At 58.2% G+C, this 17,731-nt stretch carries 19 protein-coding genes; 11 read left to right on the top strand and 8 right to left on the bottom strand.

What is annotated here, in order from left to right:
• Positions 1-10: 10 nt before the first annotated feature.
• The 3 genes from PH5382_RS09250 to PH5382_RS09240 form a co-directional block, all read right to left on the bottom strand.
• Positions 11-2,053 carry a capsular polysaccharide biosynthesis protein gene (locus PH5382_RS09250; protein ID WP_058334100.1) on the bottom strand — a complete coding sequence of 681 codons (2,043 nt, stop codon included), beginning with the start codon at positions 2,051-2,053 and terminating at the stop codon, positions 11-13.
• A gap of 4 nt (positions 2,054-2,057) precedes the next feature.
• Positions 2,058-3,194: a polysaccharide biosynthesis/export family protein gene (locus PH5382_RS09245; protein ID WP_058334099.1), complete on the bottom strand. Its 1,137-nt coding sequence runs from the start codon at positions 3,192-3,194 to the stop codon at positions 2,058-2,060.
• Positions 3,195-3,289: 95 nt separating this feature from the next.
• Positions 3,290-4,582: a capsule biosynthesis protein gene (locus tag PH5382_RS09240; protein WP_058334098.1), complete on the bottom strand. Its 1,293-nt coding sequence runs from the start codon at positions 4,580-4,582 to the stop codon at positions 3,290-3,292.
• 276 nt (positions 4,583-4,858) lie between these two features.
• On the opposite strand from PH5382_RS09240, the gene PH5382_RS09235 reads away from it, so the two are divergent.
• Entirely contained in the window at positions 4,859-5,446 is a 588-nt protein-coding gene (locus PH5382_RS09235; protein ID WP_058334097.1) for a riboflavin synthase, read from the top strand.
• A 183-nt stretch (positions 5,447-5,629) separates the two neighbouring features.
• On the opposite strand, the gene PH5382_RS09230 is transcribed toward PH5382_RS09235, so the two are convergent.
• Positions 5,630-6,682, bottom strand: coding sequence for a proline racemase family protein (locus PH5382_RS09230; protein ID WP_058334096.1), 1,053 nt, complete (start codon positions 6,680-6,682; stop codon positions 5,630-5,632).
• A gap of 184 nt (positions 6,683-6,866) precedes the next feature.
• Between PH5382_RS09230 and ribB the strand changes: the two genes are divergently transcribed.
• From ribB to PH5382_RS09205, 5 genes are all read left to right on the top strand, one after another.
• Entirely contained in the window at positions 6,867-7,988 is a 1,122-nt protein-coding gene (ribB, locus tag PH5382_RS09225; RefSeq protein ID WP_058334095.1) for a 3,4-dihydroxy-2-butanone-4-phosphate synthase, read from the top strand.
• A 1-nt stretch (position 7,989) separates the two neighbouring features.
• The gene (locus PH5382_RS09220) at positions 7,990-8,541 is read left to right on the top strand and encodes a 6,7-dimethyl-8-ribityllumazine synthase (RefSeq protein WP_058334094.1); all 552 of its coding nucleotides are present in this window, start codon (positions 7,990-7,992) and stop codon (positions 8,539-8,541) included.
• Positions 8,538-9,020: a transcription antitermination factor NusB gene (nusB, locus tag PH5382_RS09215; protein ID WP_058334093.1), complete on the top strand. Its 483-nt coding sequence runs from the start codon at positions 8,538-8,540 to the stop codon at positions 9,018-9,020. Before PH5382_RS09220 ends, nusB begins: the two co-directional genes overlap by 4 nt.
• Before the next feature lie 206 nt (positions 9,021-9,226).
• Positions 9,227-9,562 carry a hypothetical protein gene (locus PH5382_RS09210; RefSeq protein ID WP_058334092.1) on the top strand — a complete coding sequence of 112 codons (336 nt, stop codon included), beginning with the start codon at positions 9,227-9,229 and terminating at the stop codon, positions 9,560-9,562.
• Positions 9,563-10,032: 470 nt separating this feature from the next.
• Positions 10,033-10,506 carry an MmcB family DNA repair protein gene (locus tag PH5382_RS09205; RefSeq protein WP_058334091.1) on the top strand — a complete coding sequence of 158 codons (474 nt, stop codon included), beginning with the start codon at positions 10,033-10,035 and terminating at the stop codon, positions 10,504-10,506.
• Between the two features lie 154 nt (positions 10,507-10,660).
• On the opposite strand, the gene PH5382_RS09200 is transcribed toward PH5382_RS09205, so the two are convergent.
• Positions 10,661-10,849, bottom strand: coding sequence for a DUF6324 family protein (locus tag PH5382_RS09200; protein ID WP_058334090.1), 189 nt, complete (start codon positions 10,847-10,849; stop codon positions 10,661-10,663).
• 91 nt (positions 10,850-10,940) lie between these two features.
• Between PH5382_RS09200 and PH5382_RS09195 the strand changes: the two genes are divergently transcribed.
• The gene (locus PH5382_RS09195; protein ID WP_058334089.1) at positions 10,941-11,438 is read left to right on the top strand and encodes a GNAT family N-acetyltransferase; all 498 of its coding nucleotides are present in this window, start codon (positions 10,941-10,943) and stop codon (positions 11,436-11,438) included.
• Between the two features lie 51 nt (positions 11,439-11,489).
• Here PH5382_RS09195 and PH5382_RS09190 read toward each other — a convergent pair whose 3' ends face one another.
• Positions 11,490-11,807, bottom strand: coding sequence for a DUF6476 family protein (locus tag PH5382_RS09190; RefSeq protein ID WP_058334088.1), 318 nt, complete (start codon positions 11,805-11,807; stop codon positions 11,490-11,492).
• Between PH5382_RS09190 and PH5382_RS09185 the strand changes: the two genes are divergently transcribed.
• The 3 genes from PH5382_RS09185 (at position 11,806) to PH5382_RS09175 (ending at position 14,881) form a co-directional block, all read left to right on the top strand.
• Positions 11,806-12,846 carry an RluA family pseudouridine synthase gene (locus PH5382_RS09185; protein ID WP_058334087.1) on the top strand — a complete coding sequence of 347 codons (1,041 nt, stop codon included), beginning with the start codon at positions 11,806-11,808 and terminating at the stop codon, positions 12,844-12,846. The genes PH5382_RS09190 and PH5382_RS09185 overlap by 2 nt on opposite strands.
• Positions 12,847-13,010: 164 nt before the next feature.
• Complete coding sequence (gene rpoH, locus PH5382_RS09180; protein ID WP_058334086.1) at positions 13,011-13,907, top strand: RNA polymerase sigma factor RpoH; 897 nt, start codon at positions 13,011-13,013, stop codon at positions 13,905-13,907.
• 704 nt (positions 13,908-14,611) lie between these two features.
• Positions 14,612-14,881 carry a DksA/TraR family C4-type zinc finger protein gene (locus PH5382_RS09175; protein WP_058334085.1) on the top strand — a complete coding sequence of 90 codons (270 nt, stop codon included), beginning with the start codon at positions 14,612-14,614 and terminating at the stop codon, positions 14,879-14,881.
• A 16-nt stretch (positions 14,882-14,897) separates the two neighbouring features.
• Here the strand turns inward: PH5382_RS09175 and PH5382_RS09170 are convergent, their stop codons facing one another.
• Both PH5382_RS09170 and PH5382_RS09165 read right to left on the bottom strand, forming a co-directional pair.
• Positions 14,898-15,374 carry a DUF995 domain-containing protein gene (locus PH5382_RS09170; protein WP_058334084.1) on the bottom strand — a complete coding sequence of 159 codons (477 nt, stop codon included), beginning with the start codon at positions 15,372-15,374 and terminating at the stop codon, positions 14,898-14,900.
• A gap of 100 nt (positions 15,375-15,474) precedes the next feature.
• On the bottom strand, positions 15,475-16,224 hold the full coding sequence (locus PH5382_RS09165) for a helix-turn-helix transcriptional regulator (protein ID WP_082645613.1): 750 nt from the start codon (positions 16,222-16,224) through the stop codon (positions 15,475-15,477).
• A 318-nt stretch (positions 16,225-16,542) separates the two neighbouring features.
• On the opposite strand from PH5382_RS09165, the gene PH5382_RS09155 reads away from it, so the two are divergent.
• On the top strand, positions 16,543-17,664 hold the full coding sequence (locus tag PH5382_RS09155; protein ID WP_058334081.1) for a serine/threonine protein kinase: 1,122 nt from the start codon (positions 16,543-16,545) through the stop codon (positions 17,662-17,664).
• Positions 17,665-17,731 lie beyond the last annotated feature (67 nt).

The raw sequence follows: 17,731 nt of genomic DNA, 5'->3' as shown, positions 1-17,731 counted from the left end.
TTTGGGTCGGTCAGCGCCAGAGATGCGTATAGGTCGCAAAAAGCCCTTGGAGCTTGGATAGGGTCCGGTTGCCAAATCCTGCCTTGGGTATGTTCCCGGTGACCAGCCGTTCCACCACCACTTCGGGCGGGCAGGGCTGTCTGGTCACCGGGTCATAATACCGGGGATAATCAATCAGTACCGCATGGGCGAGCCCAAGCAAATCCGGGCGGGCGCTGCGCCAGCTTGGTGCGGTGCAGCGATCCTGCGTCAATCCCCAGCCAGCATAGAAGGGCAGGCCAAAGGTGGTGACCTTGGCACCGCGTATCAGCGCCTCGAACCCTAAAAGTGAGGTCATGGTCCAGACCTCCTGTGCTTCATCCAGAAGGGCGATTGGATCGCTGTGATGGGCCACCAGATCCGTCAGATTGGCCAGTTCCGATTCCGGGATCAGCCCGGGTCGCAGGCCGGCTTCTACGTCAGGGTGTGGCTTGTAGATAATGACCGCGTCTGGGTTGGCTTCGCGGGTGGCGCGCAGCAGGTCCAGATTGGTCTTGATGGGGCCTGCGCCCAGCAGGATCGAGACATCGTCCTCCACCTGACCGGGGACCAGAATGCGGCGTCCGGTCGGCAGTTCGTGGGTCTCACCGCCGAGGTTGTATTTCGACAGGCTATTGCGGATAAGTTCGTGTAGCAGGGCCTCGGTGCGGCGGGCCTTTTCCGGCTCCAGATCGACACTTGCGGCAATGAGATTATCCAGATCCGAAGGCTGGCTGGGGTCGTAGTAAATACCCTGACGGTCCAGCACCAGCGACATCGGGGCGACCAGTTTGGCCCCAAGCCCGCGGGAGCGCAGAAAACCGTCTTCGAGTTTGGCGGCCCCGGCGTGATTTTTGGTGGCTTTACCTGCCCAGACCATACGGTTGCGCCCACTGATATGGGCTTTCTGCGGGTCTTCAATGAACCGCACTTTCTTGTACTGACCAAAGAAATCCTGCAGCGGTTTACGCTTCCACAAACGCATACCCGAAGCCGTCCAGCCGTTTCGGTCCTGGCGCCAAGCGCGGGTCTGGGCCTCCAGCGTGTCAATCACCCGCTCCAGCTCGCAAATCTGGTCGGTGAAAGGATCATACCAGGTTGGATAAAGGATCATTGCGGCGGAAAACAGCTGTGCCCGCGTCAGCCTGCGCTGGCGGCGGGCCACCGGGTCTTCGTCCTGCGTCAGGCCCCATCCGGCATAGAAAGGCTGGCCAAAGACGCGGGGCTTGTGGCCCGACAGGATGGCCTCAAAGCCAAGATGCGACGAGACTGTATAGACGGCCGTTGCCCCCTCGAGCAGCGCCCAGGGTGAGACCGGATCGCTGAACAGTTCGATGCGCCCCCGCCTGCCTTGGGCGTCCTGCGCGTCCTGGGTTTTGTAGTGACCGGGGCGATGACCGTCCTGGGTTTCCGGGTGGGTCTTGATCAGGATCCGCGCGCCGGGGTTTTCTTCCTGGGCAAAGACGAGCATCTCGCAGAACCGGGCACGATCCGCCTTGGATGCCGCCACAGAGGCATCACCACGCAGCTGATCCACCACCAAGACATAGCCGGGGGCGGGTACTGGCGCTTCAGGGGAGAAGGCATTGTATTTGCTCAGGTGCAGCTCTTTCAGCCGGTGAATGGCGTCGCGGGCGCGCCCGTTCATGTGGCTGTCATCCAGCGGATGGCTTGCCAGAAGGTTTTCCAGATCCGAGGGCCTGCTGGGGTCAAAATGCATGCCCCGGCGATCCAGCAACAACCCCAGGGGGGGCTCTTTGTGGACGCGGCCGGGATGGATCGAGCGCAGGAAGGCATCTTCTACATTGAGTAGTCCGACACCGCGATCCTTTGCGACCTTACGGCCGCGGTGTGCGGTGGGCGAATTGCCCCAGATGCCAACCAGATCGCCACGATCAGGCAACCCAAGGCGCAATTTGTAGCCCGTACAGCCCAGGATGCGACGCAAACGGCGTTGGGTCAGAAAACCGCCGTTATAAACAAAAAGCCGGGAGCCATTGCCCCCGGCCTGTGTCTGTTCAGCCAGCGGATTCATCCGATCAGCTGCCGCCAAAGAGGGTCTCGACATTGGCAAGCGGCGTCAGCGGGCTGGCCAGAAGTGAAATCGTCTTGGTCCACTGCGCATAGGGCGCTTCGGTGACATAGAGCGTGTCTTCGTCACGGATCACAAAATCGCGCGCGACGAACAGCCCGTTGGGCTGCGTCAGGTTCAGCACATAGACCATGCGCTGCGCTCCCACCAGATCATCTCGCCCCAGAACGTGATTGGCAATTTCGCCGGGCTCATTGCGGAAAACGAATACGCCAGTGGGATCAGAGGTGGTTGAGATCAAACCACCAACCTGAGCAATGGCTTCAAGGGCCGACAGATCCTGACTTTCGAAGGGAACACGGGCCTGGGCGCTGGTCGCTCCCAAAGCGGTGAAGGAGCGGCTGTCGGCCTCGACCAGAATGCGGTCCCCCCCGCGCAGGGCGATGTCGAGCTCGGGGTGTTTGAACAGATCCTGCAGCCAGATCTTGCCCTGTTCCTTGCCGCGGATCACGGTGATCTGGGTGATTTCCGGCTCGATCGAGACACCGCCAGCCCGGGCCAGCATGGTCGAAAGTGTGCGGGTCGGGCGTTCGATGGCATAGACACCCTGTCCACCCACGGCGCCGGTCAGGCTTACGGTAGATCCATCACCGGCGATGCGGCGCACCTGAACCTGCGGGTCAGGAGTCTGGTCTTCGAGTTTCTTGGTGATGATTTCGCGCAGCTGTTCGGGTGTGTTGCCAGAGGCGCGCAGCCGCCCGGCATAGGGCACAAAAATGTAGCCGGCGCTGTCGACCTGGACTTCTTCGAGGGCGGTGGCATTGGTTGCTTCACCCGCAAGCAGCCCATCGTCGACGTTTTCCCAGATCGTCAGACCCAGAACATCGCCGGGGCGAATGGTGTCGGAGGTCAGGCGACCAGCGTTTGTGAAGCTTTTCGAGAAACCTAGGGCGGGGACAACAGCCGTGGCACGGGTGACCCGGTCATTGACGGAAACGATGAAGGCATCGCCTTCCTTTTGCACGGATCCGGCAAAGATTTCACGCTTGCTCGGTCCGACTCTTGGGAGGCTGCACGAAGCCGCAAGCGACAGTGCAACGAGAATCGCCACGGGCCGCGCCCAACGAAGGGGGACGTTTTTCACTGCTCGGTCTCCTCGACCTATTATTGTTCTGCCTCAGTTTTTTGGTCAGTCTAGCCAGCAGTGCGGGAAAAATCCAGTGTTGCTGGTTGTTTCGCTCAGCGCACCACGGATAACTGTTGCCTTGGTGCCGCTGTGCCATGACGCAGGGCCTCATATGGGTCATGAGGCGACAGCATCATATCAACCACATGGCGCAGCAGTTGCTTGCGCCCGGTGCGCGAATAGAACCCTCCGGGCATCTGCGAGGTCTCCATCAGATAGCGCCGATAGTCCCGGTAGGCGCGGCTATCCGGTCTATCAGGGGCTTCAAAGAATTTGACCAGAGACTGATCCGAGGTGAATTCGGGCTTATCATAGACGGCGGTGCCAAACACTTTGAGCGGGATGCCGCGCCACAGAACCTGTTGCCCGGCGGTGGAGTTGACGGTGACCGCGCTGCGGGCATCGTTCAGAAGTTCCGCCAGCTTGCCGCCACGCACATAATGAACCCGGTCAGCGATGCCATGGCTGCGGGCAAGCCGGCGCAAAGCGCGGCGGATGGGCGCGCGCCCATCCTCAAGAGGGTGGGCCTTGATCACAAGATGATGATGACGCGGTGCACCAGCAGCAAATCCGGCGATCACCTCGGCCAGAAAATCGACCATGGTCTCGAATGGGGAATGCATCTGGAAGGCGCTGTCGTGCTCCAGCTGCAGCAGGGCGAGATGATAGGGGAAGCCACCGTTGCGAATGCGCCGGGTTGCCAGACCGCGTTCGATGGCCTGCGCAGGCATCAGGAGCAGGCGTTTGAGGTAGAGCTTAAACTCCCGGGTGACGGAAATCGCGCGGTGGGGGCGGAAATTGCGGTACCCTTGGTTTTGAAACATGACGAACCAATGATAGAGCGCCCCATAGAAAACATGCTGGCGCATATCACCCCAGTGCGCCGGGGGCGGTGGGGTTTCGATATCGGATTGTTCAAGTCTTGTCCGCATGTCCTTCACCGAGGTCTGCATCAGCCGGGAGTGGCCGTTGGATCCGTCGCGCTCATAGGTGACCCAATAGGGCCGCATATAGCCTTCTTCAAAGACATGTACCCGCAGGCCAGCAGATTTGGCGGCAGCAATGGCCTTGGCATGGATCGGGCGGGTGTCGCCGTAGAGCACAATGTCGCTGATGCCTTTGTCGCGACAGGTTTGCAAAAAATACTCTGGCCATTCCGCAAGCGTGCCACGAAAGGGCAGGTAGCTTGTCTTGTTGCGCCAAAAGGCTTGATCGCCGGCGTTGAACCCGATGCGCCAGACACTGCAGTCAGCGGCGCGCAGCATTCTTCCCAGGCCGCTAAAGAACGGCCCGTGTGGTCCCTGCAAAAAGAGAAAGCTGCGTGTTGTACTGGCGTGTTCGGACATCGGGAAGCCGGGTTTGAGAGACGGTCAGTTCTGGTTTTCCGCAGGACCGGGAGGGCAAGTCTGCAGCTGAACCGCGGGGGAATTGTATAGTACCACAGCCATATCGCGCCTCCGGCTGCCGGGCAATGGCTTGGGCGATCCCAGCAAAGGAAGCCGCCGGGGGCGCTTGCGAGGGATTGGGAAGACCTGAGGAGAGCTGTGAGGACTTGTAGAGGCTTTCGGGCTCAGCTACCTCTTGGGAAAAAGACCCCAGCCGTAGCCAAGGAGAGCTGACCCATGTTCACCGGTATTGTGACTGACATTGGAACCATTGCCCAGTTGGATCAGCAAGGTGATCTGCGGGCGCGGATCAAAACGGCCTACGATACGGCGACAATTGATCTGGGGGCTTCAATCGCCTCGGATGGGGTCTGCTTGACCGTGATCGAGTTGGGCGCGGATTTCTACGATGTGCAGATTTCTGCAGAGACGGTCTCGAAAACCAATGTGGGTGCCTGGGTGGTCGGAAAACGGGTCAACCTGGAGCGCGCCTTGAAGGTGGGAGACGAGCTTGGCGGGCATATCGTTTCCGGCCATGTGGATGGCGTCGCTGAGGTGGTCGCAATGGTGGATGAGGGTGACAGCACCCGCGTGACCCTGCGCGCACCAAAGGAGCTGGCGCGGTTCATTGCACCCAAAGGGTCGGTTGCGCTCAATGGCACCTCGCTTACGGTCAATGATGTCGACGGCTGCGATTTCGGCATCAATTTCATCCCACACACCAAGGATGTGACCACCTGGGGGGACGTGCAGTTGGGCGATCAGATCAATCTGGAGATCGACACACTTGCACGTTATGTGGCGCGGCTGCATGAGGCCGACTAGGTCGCGACCTTCCCTGTGACAGAAATTCCTGTGACGGATCAAAATGCCCGGCTGCATTGCCGGACATTTTTTGTTTTGGACACCTGGTTTGCGGCAAGGGCGGGGCTCCCGCCCAGCCACTCAGCATCCAAGATGCAGAATGGCCCGTTGGGTCGGGCGCGCACCGCTTGCGCGGCGCGCGCGTCACCACATGTCGCCAACGGTATAGCCCTGCGGGAAAGGGTCGCTCGGATCCAGGGTGTAAGAGGCAAGCCCGTAGATCCAGCCCTGACCTGAAAGCGAAGGCACGATGGCGGGGTAGCCTCCCACCGTCGTTGTCTTCAGAATGCGGCCGGTGAAGGTGGTGCCCAACGGGCCTGCGTTTACATAGTCTTGGCCCAGGGCAAGTTGGCCGCGCGCATGTAGAACCGCCATTTTGGCGCAGGTGCCCGTGCCGCAGGGGGAGCGATCCAGAATGCCGCTGGCGTCCTGCGGTCGGGCGGGATCAAATGCTCCCGTGGAGATGGTGATCGCCCCACGCCCGTCGGTTTCGGGATTTTGGGCAGGGGCCCAGAGATTGGTGATGGTCGGGCCGGTGATATCGGGATTTTCCGGATGCACCACGGGCAGCTGTTCTGCCGTGGCGTGGCGGATCGCTTCGCTGACGCGGACGATCTCGGTACCGTTCTCGGCGCTGGGATCCAGGCCGATTGTTTCGCCGTTGATCAGCACAAAGAACATTCCGCCCCAGGCCACGTCAACTTTGATCGTGCCCAATCCAGCAACCTCCACAGGCGCATCAAGATGCATGGCAAAAGCTGGCACGTTTTCAAAGGTAACACGGGTTACTTTGCCATCGTGACAGTCGGCGCGCACCTTGATCAGACCCGCCGGGGCCTCCAGTGTCAGTTCGGTCACGGGTTCGACCATGCGCACAATGCCTGTTTCCAGAAGCACAGTGACCACGCAGATGGTGTTGGAGCCGGACATCGGCGGGTATTCCGTCTGCTCAAAGATGATGAAACCAGCGTCGGCATCCGGGTGGCAAGGCGGCACGATAGCATTGCCACAGAGGCCCGGATTGCCGCGTGGCTCGCGCAGCATCTGCAGGCGGATATCATCGTAATGTACTGCCATGTCCTGCATTTTTTCAAAAACAGTGGCACCCTTCAGCAAGGGCATACCACCGGTAATCACACGGCCCGGTTCCCCCTCGGCGTGGGCATCTACGGCCTGAAGTATACGGGATGCGCGCATGGCGGCCTCTCCTGCTTTGTGAATATTGTATCCAATTTAACCTTTCTGCCCGAAGCCGGACGCCGCGTCCAGCCCGCGCTGTGCCGCTTGTGGGGCTGGTCTTTGCGGCTGGGGTGGGCTATTTCGCCCTGTATAACCTGCCGGGCGATTGGGCCCTGGAGCATGCGTATCGAAAGGCTGAAACATGAGCTTTGAAACACCGGGGCCGATCGAGGCCCGTTTGCGCGCGGCGATCAGCCCGATCGAAGAGATCATCACCGAGGCCCGCGAGGGACGGATGTTCATTCTGGTCGATCACGAAGATCGCGAAAACGAAGGCGATCTGGTGATCCCGGCCCAAAGTGCGGATGCCGCTGCGATCAATTTCATGGCCACCCATGGGCGTGGGCTGATCTGCCTGACGCTGCCTGCTGAACGGATTGACGAGCTGGGCCTGCCGATGATGGCGATGCACAACTCTTCGCGTCACGAGACCGCTTTTACCGTGTCGATTGAGGCTCGCGAGGGGGTTACGACCGGGATATCGGCTGCGGACCGCGCGCTGACTGTGGCCACGGCCATTGATCCGGAAAAAACCGCTGCTGATATCGCCACGCCGGGTCATGTCTTCCCGCTGCGCGCACGGCGCGGTGGTGTCTTGATGCGGGCTGGCCATACCGAGGCAGGCTGTGATGTGGCACGGCTGGCGGGTCATTACCCGTCGTCGGTGATCTGCGAGATCATGAATGAAGACGGCACTATGGCGCGCCTTCCGGATCTGGTTGACTACGCCGAGAAACACGCACTGAAGATTGGCACGATCTCGGATCTGATTGCCTATCGGGCCCGCAACGACAATCTCGTGGTGGAAACCTCGCGCAGTACTGTCACCTCAGAGTTTGGCGGCGACTGGGACATGCGCCTGTTCACCGACCAGACATATGGTGTGGAACACGTGGTGCTGATCAAAGGCGACATTACCAGCGGCGGCCCGGTGCTGACGCGTACCCATGCGCTGCACGAAGCCTCTGACATTCTGGGGCTTGGCCCCAAACCTGTGCGTGAGCTGCCGCGCGCTATGGAGCTGATCGCCGAAGAGGGACGCGGTGTTGTCTGCCTGTTCCGCGAGCCGCGTCATGCGCTTTATGCGCCCGAAGACGAGGGCCCGCGCACCATCAAACAAACCGGATTGGGCGCTCAAATCCTGTCAAAGCTGGGGCTGGATGAGCTGGAGCTCTTGACGGATTCGCCTGCCACGACTTATCTCGGTCTGGATGCCTATGGGCTCTCGATTGTTGGCACCCGCCCCATTCTGAAGGACAAGTGATATGGCTGGACACGAACAGCACTACATCATGCCCCGTGCCGCTTTTGATAAGCCAGTGAAACTGGCCATTGTTGTGTCGCCTTATTACAAGGATATCGCGGACAACATGGTCGCTGGTGCGCAGGCAGAGATCGAGGCTGCCGGTGGCACATTTGAGGTGGTCGAAGTGCCCGGAGCGCTGGAAATCCCGACCGCTATTGCGATTGCTGACCGCAGTTCCAACTTTGATGGGTTTGTGGCGCTGGGCTGTGTCATTCGTGGCGAAACGACCCACTATGATACCGTCTGCAATGACAGCAGTCGGGCGATCCAGTTGCTGGGGCTGCAGGGGCTGTGCATTGGCAATGGTATCCTGACTGTTGAAAATCGCAAACAGGCCGAGGTCCGCGCTGATCCGGGGGATCAGAACAAGGGTGGCGGTGCTGCAGCTGCGGCCTTGCATCTTATTGCGCTGACGCGTAAGTGGGGCGCCCAGACCAAGGGAGTCGGCTTTAAGGCGCCTTCCGAAGCCATTCAGCTGGCTGGCACAGAAAACGGACCCCGCACAGCATGACCAATTCGGACAGCGCCCCCAAGGGCAATGGCAAGACCCAGATGAAATCTGCAGCCCGGCTTTATGCCGTGCAGGCGCTGTTCCAGATGGAACACAGCGATCAGACCTTTGACAAGGTGATTGCTGAATTCGAAAACCACCGTTTTGGCGCGGTTTATGAGGGCGACGAGATGGCCGAAGGTGACACCGCGCTTTTTCGCAAACTGGTGAAGGATGCGGTGAACTATCAGGGCCCGATCGACCAGATGACCGACCGCGCGCTGGTTGCCAAATGGCCGATTGCCCGAATTGATCCGACCCTGCGAGCCTTGTTCCGCGCGGCCGGCGCCGAATTTACGCAGTCGAAAACACCGCCCAAGGTGGTGATCAACGAGTTCGTCGATATTGCCCGGGCCTTCTTTCCCGAAGGCAAGGAATCGAAATTCGTCAATGGCGTATTGGATCACATGGCGCGCGAGGCAAAGCCCGAAGCGTTCTGAGACCAAAAAACGGCAATGACAGAAAACGCGCCCCCGGTTTTTCCTGGGGCGTTTTTCTTTGTCTGGGCAAAAGGTTGCCGGAATGGAGCCGGAATGGAAGTGGGCTGCGACACTGGCGCTAAGCCAAAATCCACCAATATTGACGCAGGCGCTGGACGTCCGACCTTTGAGTGCTTAGCTTATCTATGCAACGAAATGAGGTCGAGATGCCCAAACTGGTCAAACTCTATATCAAGAACGTCATCATCGGATTTGCGATTGCCGCTGGCTTTGTCGCGATGCTGCTCTGGTTCAATGTGATGAACCTCTGGGGGCTGGTTAGCCAGTCCAGCGATGGCATTCTGGCGGTCTTCCTGTTGTGGTTCATGAATGGGATCGTTTTTGCAGGCGTGCAGTTTGCTTGGGTGATCATGTCGATGGCCGAGAAAAAATCAGGCCCTCGTGGGGGCACTCCTGTCGCGCATCGCTTTGAACCAGCGCTGGTTCCCGCACGGGCAAAGGCCGAATCAAAACAACATCGCCAGTTGACGCGGCGCCACTAAGGCACGCGCGTTGATAGCTGCTGCGGATCTGAACATCTGTGGTCATATAAAGAAAAACCCGCGCCCTCTGAAGAGAGGCGCGGGTTTTTCTTTGCCGACTATTGTTTTGTGCCAGCTACGTCTGGAGCATCTGGCATGAAATGTGACGGGACCACCAAACATCCGTGCGGCTTTGATTCCCGGGGACCTGTATGTACAGGTGGGCGCCAGGTAAACGGACCAGGATCCGAACAGAGCCAGCTCCCGTGGAATTGCTTAAGGCCACTGGAATGCTGCCTGTCACGAGAAGGGCAGAACCCGCCACGACACTAGGTAGTCACAGCCGAGAGCCAAAGCAAGGGGGCTTGGCAAAACAGTCCTGTCAAAATGGAGCCGCCGCGCGATGAAATAGCGGTGCTGCGGTTCGGGGGATGGGGACTGGACGCTATAGGAGGGCTTGCAATTCGTTCTCCTATTGTTCACATTTGGGTATGGCTAGTGACTTGCAACCAGGACAGCGATTGGCCCGTGGTGTGTCGCGGCATCTGCGCGGGCTTGGCTTTGCCGTGCTGGAGGAATTTGTCCCCATGCGCGGGCTGCGGGTGGATGTGATGGCCTTGGGCCCCAAGGGCGAGCTGTGGGTGGTCGAATGCAAATCCAGCCGCGCTGATTTTCAGTCAGACAATAAGTGGCAGGGTTATCTGGACTGGTGCGACCGTTATTTCTGGGCAGTGGACCTGGAATTCCCGGTCGAGCTGTTGCCGGATGAGACCGGCCTGATCATTGCGGATGACTATGATGGCGAGGTGGTACGCATGGCGCCAGAGGAAAAGCTGGCAGGGGCGCGGCGCAAGAAGCTGGTGCAGAAATTTGCCATGGATGCAGCGCGGCGTTTACAGTCGCTGCGCGATCCGCGTTTTGGGCGTGACGGGCTTTTGATTTCCCAGCCCTCTTCAGAGCTGTGACTGGAGAGCCGTGACGGGCCGGACATGAGCGACAGAGCGGTGGTTGGGGGCTAAATCTGATGTGATGCCGCCCGCCACAAATACTGTGGCAGGGGCCCATGGTAAAGCAGAGACGGAGGCGTAACCGGCCTGCCTTTGATAAGCCTACCTGTGATTAACCTGCGACAATCCGGGCAGCTTGGGCTGCGGCGCGGATTTCTTCGGCAATCTCTTCGGCTTCCTCGGGGTCGAAATCCATCGGGATCTCGACGTCGCCTGCCTGAATAAAGAGACGCACCATACCCTGATCGGTGGGGCCGATCTGCATGTTTGCTTCGATATCGCGTTCGCTATTGATACCCATTTTGCACTCCTGCGGTCGCATATTATTGCCAGTCTTAGGTGCTAGACCGCAGAGGGTTGAAAGGCAAGCGGGCTCTGGGCTTTGATGGGGCATGTCCGAAATTGCGCTCCGCCGATTCGTTCCTACAGATAGCCAGTGGCTGGTTGCCCGCCATCAGGATCTCTATGCGCGTGATGAAGGCTTTGATGAAAGCTTTGGCCCTCTGGTCGCGGAAATTCTACATGACTTCTGCCTTGATCATGACCCGGCTTGCGAACAGGGCTGGATCGCCCACCGTGGCGATCAGCGCCTGGGGTCGATCTTTTGTGTGCGCCAAGGCTCGCAGACTGCAAAGCTGCGGCTGTTTCTGCTCACGCCAGAGGCTCGCGGTCAGGGATTGGGAAAACTGCTGCTGCGTCAGTGTATGAATTTTGCGCGCAGCGCAGGGTATCGCGACATGCAGCTTTGGACCCATGAAAGCCACCATGCAGCCTGCGCCCTATACACGGCCTTCGGCTGGCAGCTGCTCAGTAGCAAGCCAGTGCATTCGTTCGGGCAGGATCTGGTCGAGCAAAGCTGGGGCGTGCAGCTGGTGGATGAGACCGCCTAGCAGGGCCTTTGGTAGCGGGAGGTCACTGGAGGTCGCTGACGAGATGCGGGCTTAATCGGTCGCTGGCGGGGTGATCGCGATTTCCTGGCGCAGCGCGCTGGTCTCGGGATCCAGAATCAGGATCCGGTTGTCGGTGGTCACAACCGCGACCCAGCCCTGACCAAAGGTCACAGCCTGCGCGGTGACACCTGCGGGCAGTGTCAGGTCTGCGGGCAGGCTGGGGCCATCAGCAGACAAGCGGATGACAAGCAGGCTGATAACCACTACAAGCCCGCCAATCATCACCACAGTCAAAGTGGTGACCAGTCGCCGCAGGAATTTGAGCTGCGGAGGCTCATCTTGGATTTCAGGCTTGGAAGGATCAGTCATGGGCAGCCGCCGGATTGAGTTTGTCATTGCGGAAAACCCGCCTAAGCGGCTTGATAAAGCGGTTTCGCGCGATGTGCCAGAGGAAGCGACCTTGTCGCGTACGCGTCTTTCCCGCCTGATCGAGGCCGGTAGCCTGATGGTGGATGATGTCGTGGTCACGGATGCCAAGGCGCGTGTTGCCGAAGGCGCGCAGATCCGCATTGCAGTGGAAGAGGCCGAAGACAGCCATATCGGCCCCGAAGACATCCCGCTGGACGTGATTTATGAAGATGACGATCTGATTGTCATCAACAAGCCTGCTGGCATGGTTGTGCACCCGGCACCGGGCACACCGTCGGGCACATTGGTGAATGCGCTGCTGCATCACTGTGGTGAAAACCTGTCGGGTGTTGGCGGTGTAAAGCGCCCCGGTATCGTGCACCGCATCGACAAAGAAACCTCGGGGTTGCTGGTTGTCGCAAAATCCGATGTGGCACATCAGGGGCTGGCGACCCAGTTCGAGAAACACACGGTAGAACGCTACTACCGCGCCATTTGTTATGGTGTGCCCGATGCTAATGACCCGCGTCTGCGCGGTGTGCGGGGCACCAGTTTCGAGACCGGAAACATTCTGAAGCTGACGACCCAGCTGGCACGTCACAAACATGACCGGCAGCGCCAGGCGGTGTTGTTTCAGGGCGGACGCCACGCGGTGACGCGGTCCCGTATTGTCGAGCCCTTTGGCACCCCACCAGTAGCAGCCCTGATTGAATGCTGGCTGGAAACCGGGCGTACCCATCAGATCCGGGTGCATATGACTCATGCGGGCCACAGTCTGGTTGGGGATCCGACCTATGGTGGCAAACGGAAACTGGCTGCCAAGTCGCTGACCCCGGCCGCTATTGCAGCAGTTCAGTCTTTTCCCCGACAGGCACTGCATGCGGCGGTCTTGGGGTTCATTCACCCCGTCAGCGGTGAGGCAATGCGATTTGAAGCGCCCTTGCCGGATGACATGGCAGGCTTGATTGCCGTTTTGAGACAAGCTCCTGAAACTAAGTGATATTAAATTTTGCTATCTGTGACGGATGTCACAGATAGTTCTGATGGCGAAATATATAGTGTTTCTTGTAGGCACCTCTTGAAAGGTGTTTGGCGCTAACCCATATGAAGTAATGTTAAGTTAATAAACATCGAGACCAGATGTATTTGGGAGGGACCGACTGAATGGCTAATTATGCAAATCTGCCCGCACCAACCCCTGAGGGTGGTCTGAACCGCTACATGCAGGAAATTCGCAAATTCCCTCTGTTGGAGCCGGAAGAAGAATACATGCTGGCAAAGGCCTGGGTGGAAAAGGAAGACACTGGTGCTGCGCATCGGATGGTCACCTCGCACCTGCGCTTGGCCGCTAAGATTGCCATGGGCTATCGCGGCTATGGCCTGCCACAGGCCGAAGTTATTTCCGAAGCAAACGTCGGTCTGATGCAGGCGGTCAAACGCTTTGATCCCGAAAAAGGCTTCCGTTTGGCGACCTATGCCATGTGGTGGATCCGTGCCTCGATCCAGGAGTATGTCCTGCGGTCTTGGTCGATGGTGAAACTTGGCACTACCTCGGCGCAAAAGAAGCTGTTTTTCAACCTGCGCAAGGCCAAGGCCCGTATTGGCGCATTGGAAGAGGGCGACCTGCGTCCTGAGAACGTCGCCAAGATTGCCCATGATCTGGGTGTGACCGAAGCTGAAGTGATCTCAATGAACCGCCGCATGTCCGGTGGGGATGCCTCGCTCAATGCCACAGTTGGCAGCGAGGGCGAGGGCACCATGCAGTGGCAGGACTGGCTCGAAGACGAGGATGCGGACCAGGCCGGCGATTATGAAGCCCGTGATGAGCTGGAAGCCCGCCGCGAACTGTTGGGGCAGGCCCTTGATGTGCTGAACGACCGGGAGAAGGATATTCTCACCCAGCGGCGTTTGGCGGATAAGGTCAAAACCTTGGAAGAGCTGAGCACGCAATATGATGTGAGCCGGGAGCGGATCCGTCAGATTGAGGTGCGCGCCTTTGAAAAACTGCAAAAGAAAATGCGCGAGTTGGCCGCCGCCAAAGGCATGCTGGCGACACAGTAACCAAGTCGTAGGCCTGCCGTGTTCCGAAATGGATGGTTCGGCAAAACGACCAGCGCTGCAATAACAGGTTAGGATTTAGCCACAGGGGGCGGAGCCGACGCGCTTCGCCCTCTGTTTTTGCTGTGGTCGCGTTACCTTGTGTTCTTATTGGCTTGCTGTCAGCTGGCGATAGAGAGCTGTCACGAAATCTGAAACTGCGAGCGGGCTGGCCTTTAGGGCTGGCGGGCGTAGGGCGTACCTTGCTTTGATCGATGTTTCTGGCCCCCCCCTGTCGGCAGCAAAGCTATCAGGGCGCTGGACCGAAATCAGGATAAGTCTAAATTCCAAACGAAGAGGAACGGCTGGCTAAGATCATTAAGTTGCTGGCGGGGCTGGCTGTCTGGCTTGTCCAGGGGGGCCTGGACTGGCTGGATTAGCGTGCTGCTTGCTGCCTAGTGATCCGGCTAGCTGCAGTTCCTGTAACTTGAATAAAGTGCAGTGGCCGCGCCGTCAATAGCGGTGTGTGGGAAAAGCGTTCAATTTCAAATATTTGACTGTAATTGTCAGATATTCCGTGGTTCACTAATTTAGGTGGCATGCCCGTTTTACGGAAATGAAACGCGGCGGCGCTGGCGCCAAATGGGCGGGTTTGCGGGCCGGATCAGTTTTGGTTTAGGGTCGTGTCTCATGAAGGGCAGGCCTATGTGGCGACAGGAGGACGTTTCATGGCAGGTGGATGGGCGCAGGACGGCGCGGTGAGTGAGCAGATCGAGGCGACACTCAAGGATGAGCTGGCGCGGATGCAGGCACAAAAACGGCCCCAGGGGGAAAGCCTGAGCCATTGTGCCGAATGTGAGGAAGAGATCCCCGAGAAGCGCCGTTTGGCAGTTCCCGGGGTAAAGCTTTGCATCGAGTGTCAGCAGGAGCGTGACGGCGCGCATAAGACGCGCGGTGGTATCAATCGACGTGGTTCAAAAGACAGCCAATTAAAGTAGTCCGACGAACCCTCAACTAGATCCCGTATCTGCGGACTAGACGATTGACTGCGGCTTGGACCTTGTTGCCGGCCTGCAAGCGTTCGGAAAATTCCTTTGTTGGCCTGTACCAATCTTTAGTATCCATGTTTTGTTTCCATATAGCCCCCTCGCTATCGACCACATGACGCCAGCAGCGCTTGATGTCTTCGCCTGGCGAATCTTTGGCGCCATACCAAGTGGCCTCGTAGCAAAGTTTACCTTTGCTGGTGGCATACCATTTGCCGATCCCGACGTTCGTTTCTTTCCAAAGACCGCGAAAGCTGCCGTCTCTACCCCAGTAGGATCCGCCGTGTTCCCAGATCCAGGTCTTCCCGGAGTAGATCTCGATGACGCTTTCACCGCTGACGGGGCGTTGCCGGTCCGGCGAAACGGCCTTTGATGGTGTGGCTGCAACAAGACAGGCAAAAACCGCACTCGTGATAAATTTGGCTGAGCTTTGAAAATCAAACATATGCATTCCCTCTTACAATCAAGAACTGTTGAACTGCGAAATCACGCCTCAAAGTGTGGGCGGATTGAGAGGGTAGGAACAGGTAGTGGTTTCGCTATGTTTACAGCTGAATGCGATGCTCTAGGATGGCGATGGCAACCGCTTGGGTGCGTGTCTTAGCGCCAAGCTTGAGCTTCGCCCCATTCAGATGTTTGGCAACCGTTGCTTCTGTGATGTTCATCGCCCTGGCAATGCGGGCGTTCATCAACCCATTGGCAAGATAGCTGAGCGCTTCGCTCTCTCGGGGCGACAGGGCGGGGCGGGCAATGGGGATACACTGGGGCTGGCTTTGGTCCTTTGGCCATTCAAGCCAGGGCAACAGGAGGTTCAGAGCCAGCTGAATACGCTTGAGGTTTGTCGCCTGCAGGATTTCTTGCGGGGCGTGTTGGGTGCAGAAAGTCAAATTTCGAACACGCCCCGAAATAGGCCCATTCATGGTGTGAGAAACAAGAGAATGATATCCCGAGTTCAGAACGAATTTGCCAAAGCTTCGCTGCTTTTTGTCACTCATGTGGCGCAACTGGTTTTGAGGACACCAAACTAGGGGAGCGCCATCCTGCGCTGCGTGCCTTACAACAATGTCGTTCTCAAAGTGACCCTCGGAAAGATAGGTCTTAAGGATCGGTTCTTTGAGTGAGCTGCGAAACCAGAGCGGTGCTCCGGCTTTGACATCTATTTCGGCGGCATTCACAGCATTGGCCCCAAACTTTGCCAAAATGGCACCGAACTGGGCCCATCGGTCATCTGGTGTGACAGCAGAGACCATCTTGCTAGAGATGTCTTCAATGAAATGAACGAATTTCCTAGACATAAAAGCACAACCTATCAGTTTGAGGACCTGACAGGCTCAGCTTAGACGAATTTCAAAAAAAATCATCAGAAATGTCTGAAACCGTTTTGTGCTTGGAGTGAAACATGACCTGCGACCTAAATACGCGGGGCTCTTCCTGTCTCTGAAACGTCTTTCCCGTGCAGTTTGACAATGCTATATCTTGCTCTGGGTTCACAGGCGATGGCGTCGCCAGAGAGTAGTCTGCTTTTGCCCTCAAATCACGCTCCTGTACGCCGGGACTTTCAATCGGGAGATTGAAGGCCCCGCCTTTGTCTCCCATCAGAACGGGAGGCATCCATGGCCTGGTCGCCGGATAAAACAGAAGTCAAAAGCTGGAATGAATGGGATACGCTGCGCCATGTGATCGTGGGGCGGGCAGATGATTGCCACATTCCGCCAGAAGAGCCCGCCTTGGATGCCAAGGTTCCCGAAGACAGCGACATGCGTGGCCAGTGGGGCCGTCGCCCGCAGGAAACCATTGATCGTGCGAACGAGCTTTTGGACAACTTTGCCAGCCAGCTGCGTAAGCGTGACATTCGCGTTGACCGCCCGAGCTCTATCGATCATTCGCAGCCCGTGACGACACCGGATTTCCACACTGACAGCCAGTTTGGCTGCATGCCGCCGCGCGATGTGTTGCTGACAGTGGGCCACGAGATGCTGGAAGCAACCATGTCCTATCGGTGCCGCTGGTTCGAATATCTGAACTATCGCCCGTTGCTGAAACAGTATTGGGAAGAGGACCCGAAATTCCGTCATGAGGCGGCGCCCAAGCCGCGCCTGACGGATGCGGACTACCACCCGGATTATCTGAGCGAAAAGATTGGTGAAGAAAAACGCCTGCAATGGGCTGCCGAAAAATTCTTTGTGACCACCGAGGAAGAGCCTTTGTTTGATGCCGCTGACGTGCTGCGCTTTGGCAAGGATCTGGTGGTGCAGCATGGTTTTACCACCAACCTCAAAGGCATCGAATGGCTGCGCCGCCATTTCCCGGATCACCGCGTGCACACGGTGAACTTCCCCGGTGACCCCTACCCGATCCACATTGACGCCACCTTCACGCCGTTGCGCCCGGGCCTTATCCTGAACAACCCACAGCGCCGCTTGCCGGAAGAGCAGCGTGAGATGTTCAACAAGAACGGTTGGGAGATCGTCGACGCGGTACGTCCCGCACATAACACACCACCGGCGCTGTGTTATTCCTCCACCTGGCTCAGCATGAATGTGTTGGTGCTGGATCCCAAAACCGTCTGTGTCGAGAAATCCGAGGTCTATCAGGCTGAGCAGATGGACAAGCTGGGGATGGAAGTGGTCGAGGTCGAGCTGCGCGACGCCTATGCCTTTGGCGGTGGTCTGCACTGCTGCACCGCCGACGTCTATCGCGATGGCGAGTGCGAAGACTACTTCCCCAATCTGTAAGGCACTGTTGGGAATGGGAAAACTGGCCATCCGCCACCCGGCGGATGGCGCGCTGTTCAAGTGAATT

Source organism: Phaeobacter sp. CECT 5382 (assembly GCF_001457775.1).
GTDB lineage: Bacteria > Pseudomonadota > Alphaproteobacteria > Rhodobacterales > Rhodobacteraceae > Pseudophaeobacter.
This window is presented reverse-complemented; position numbering and strand designations above follow the sequence as displayed.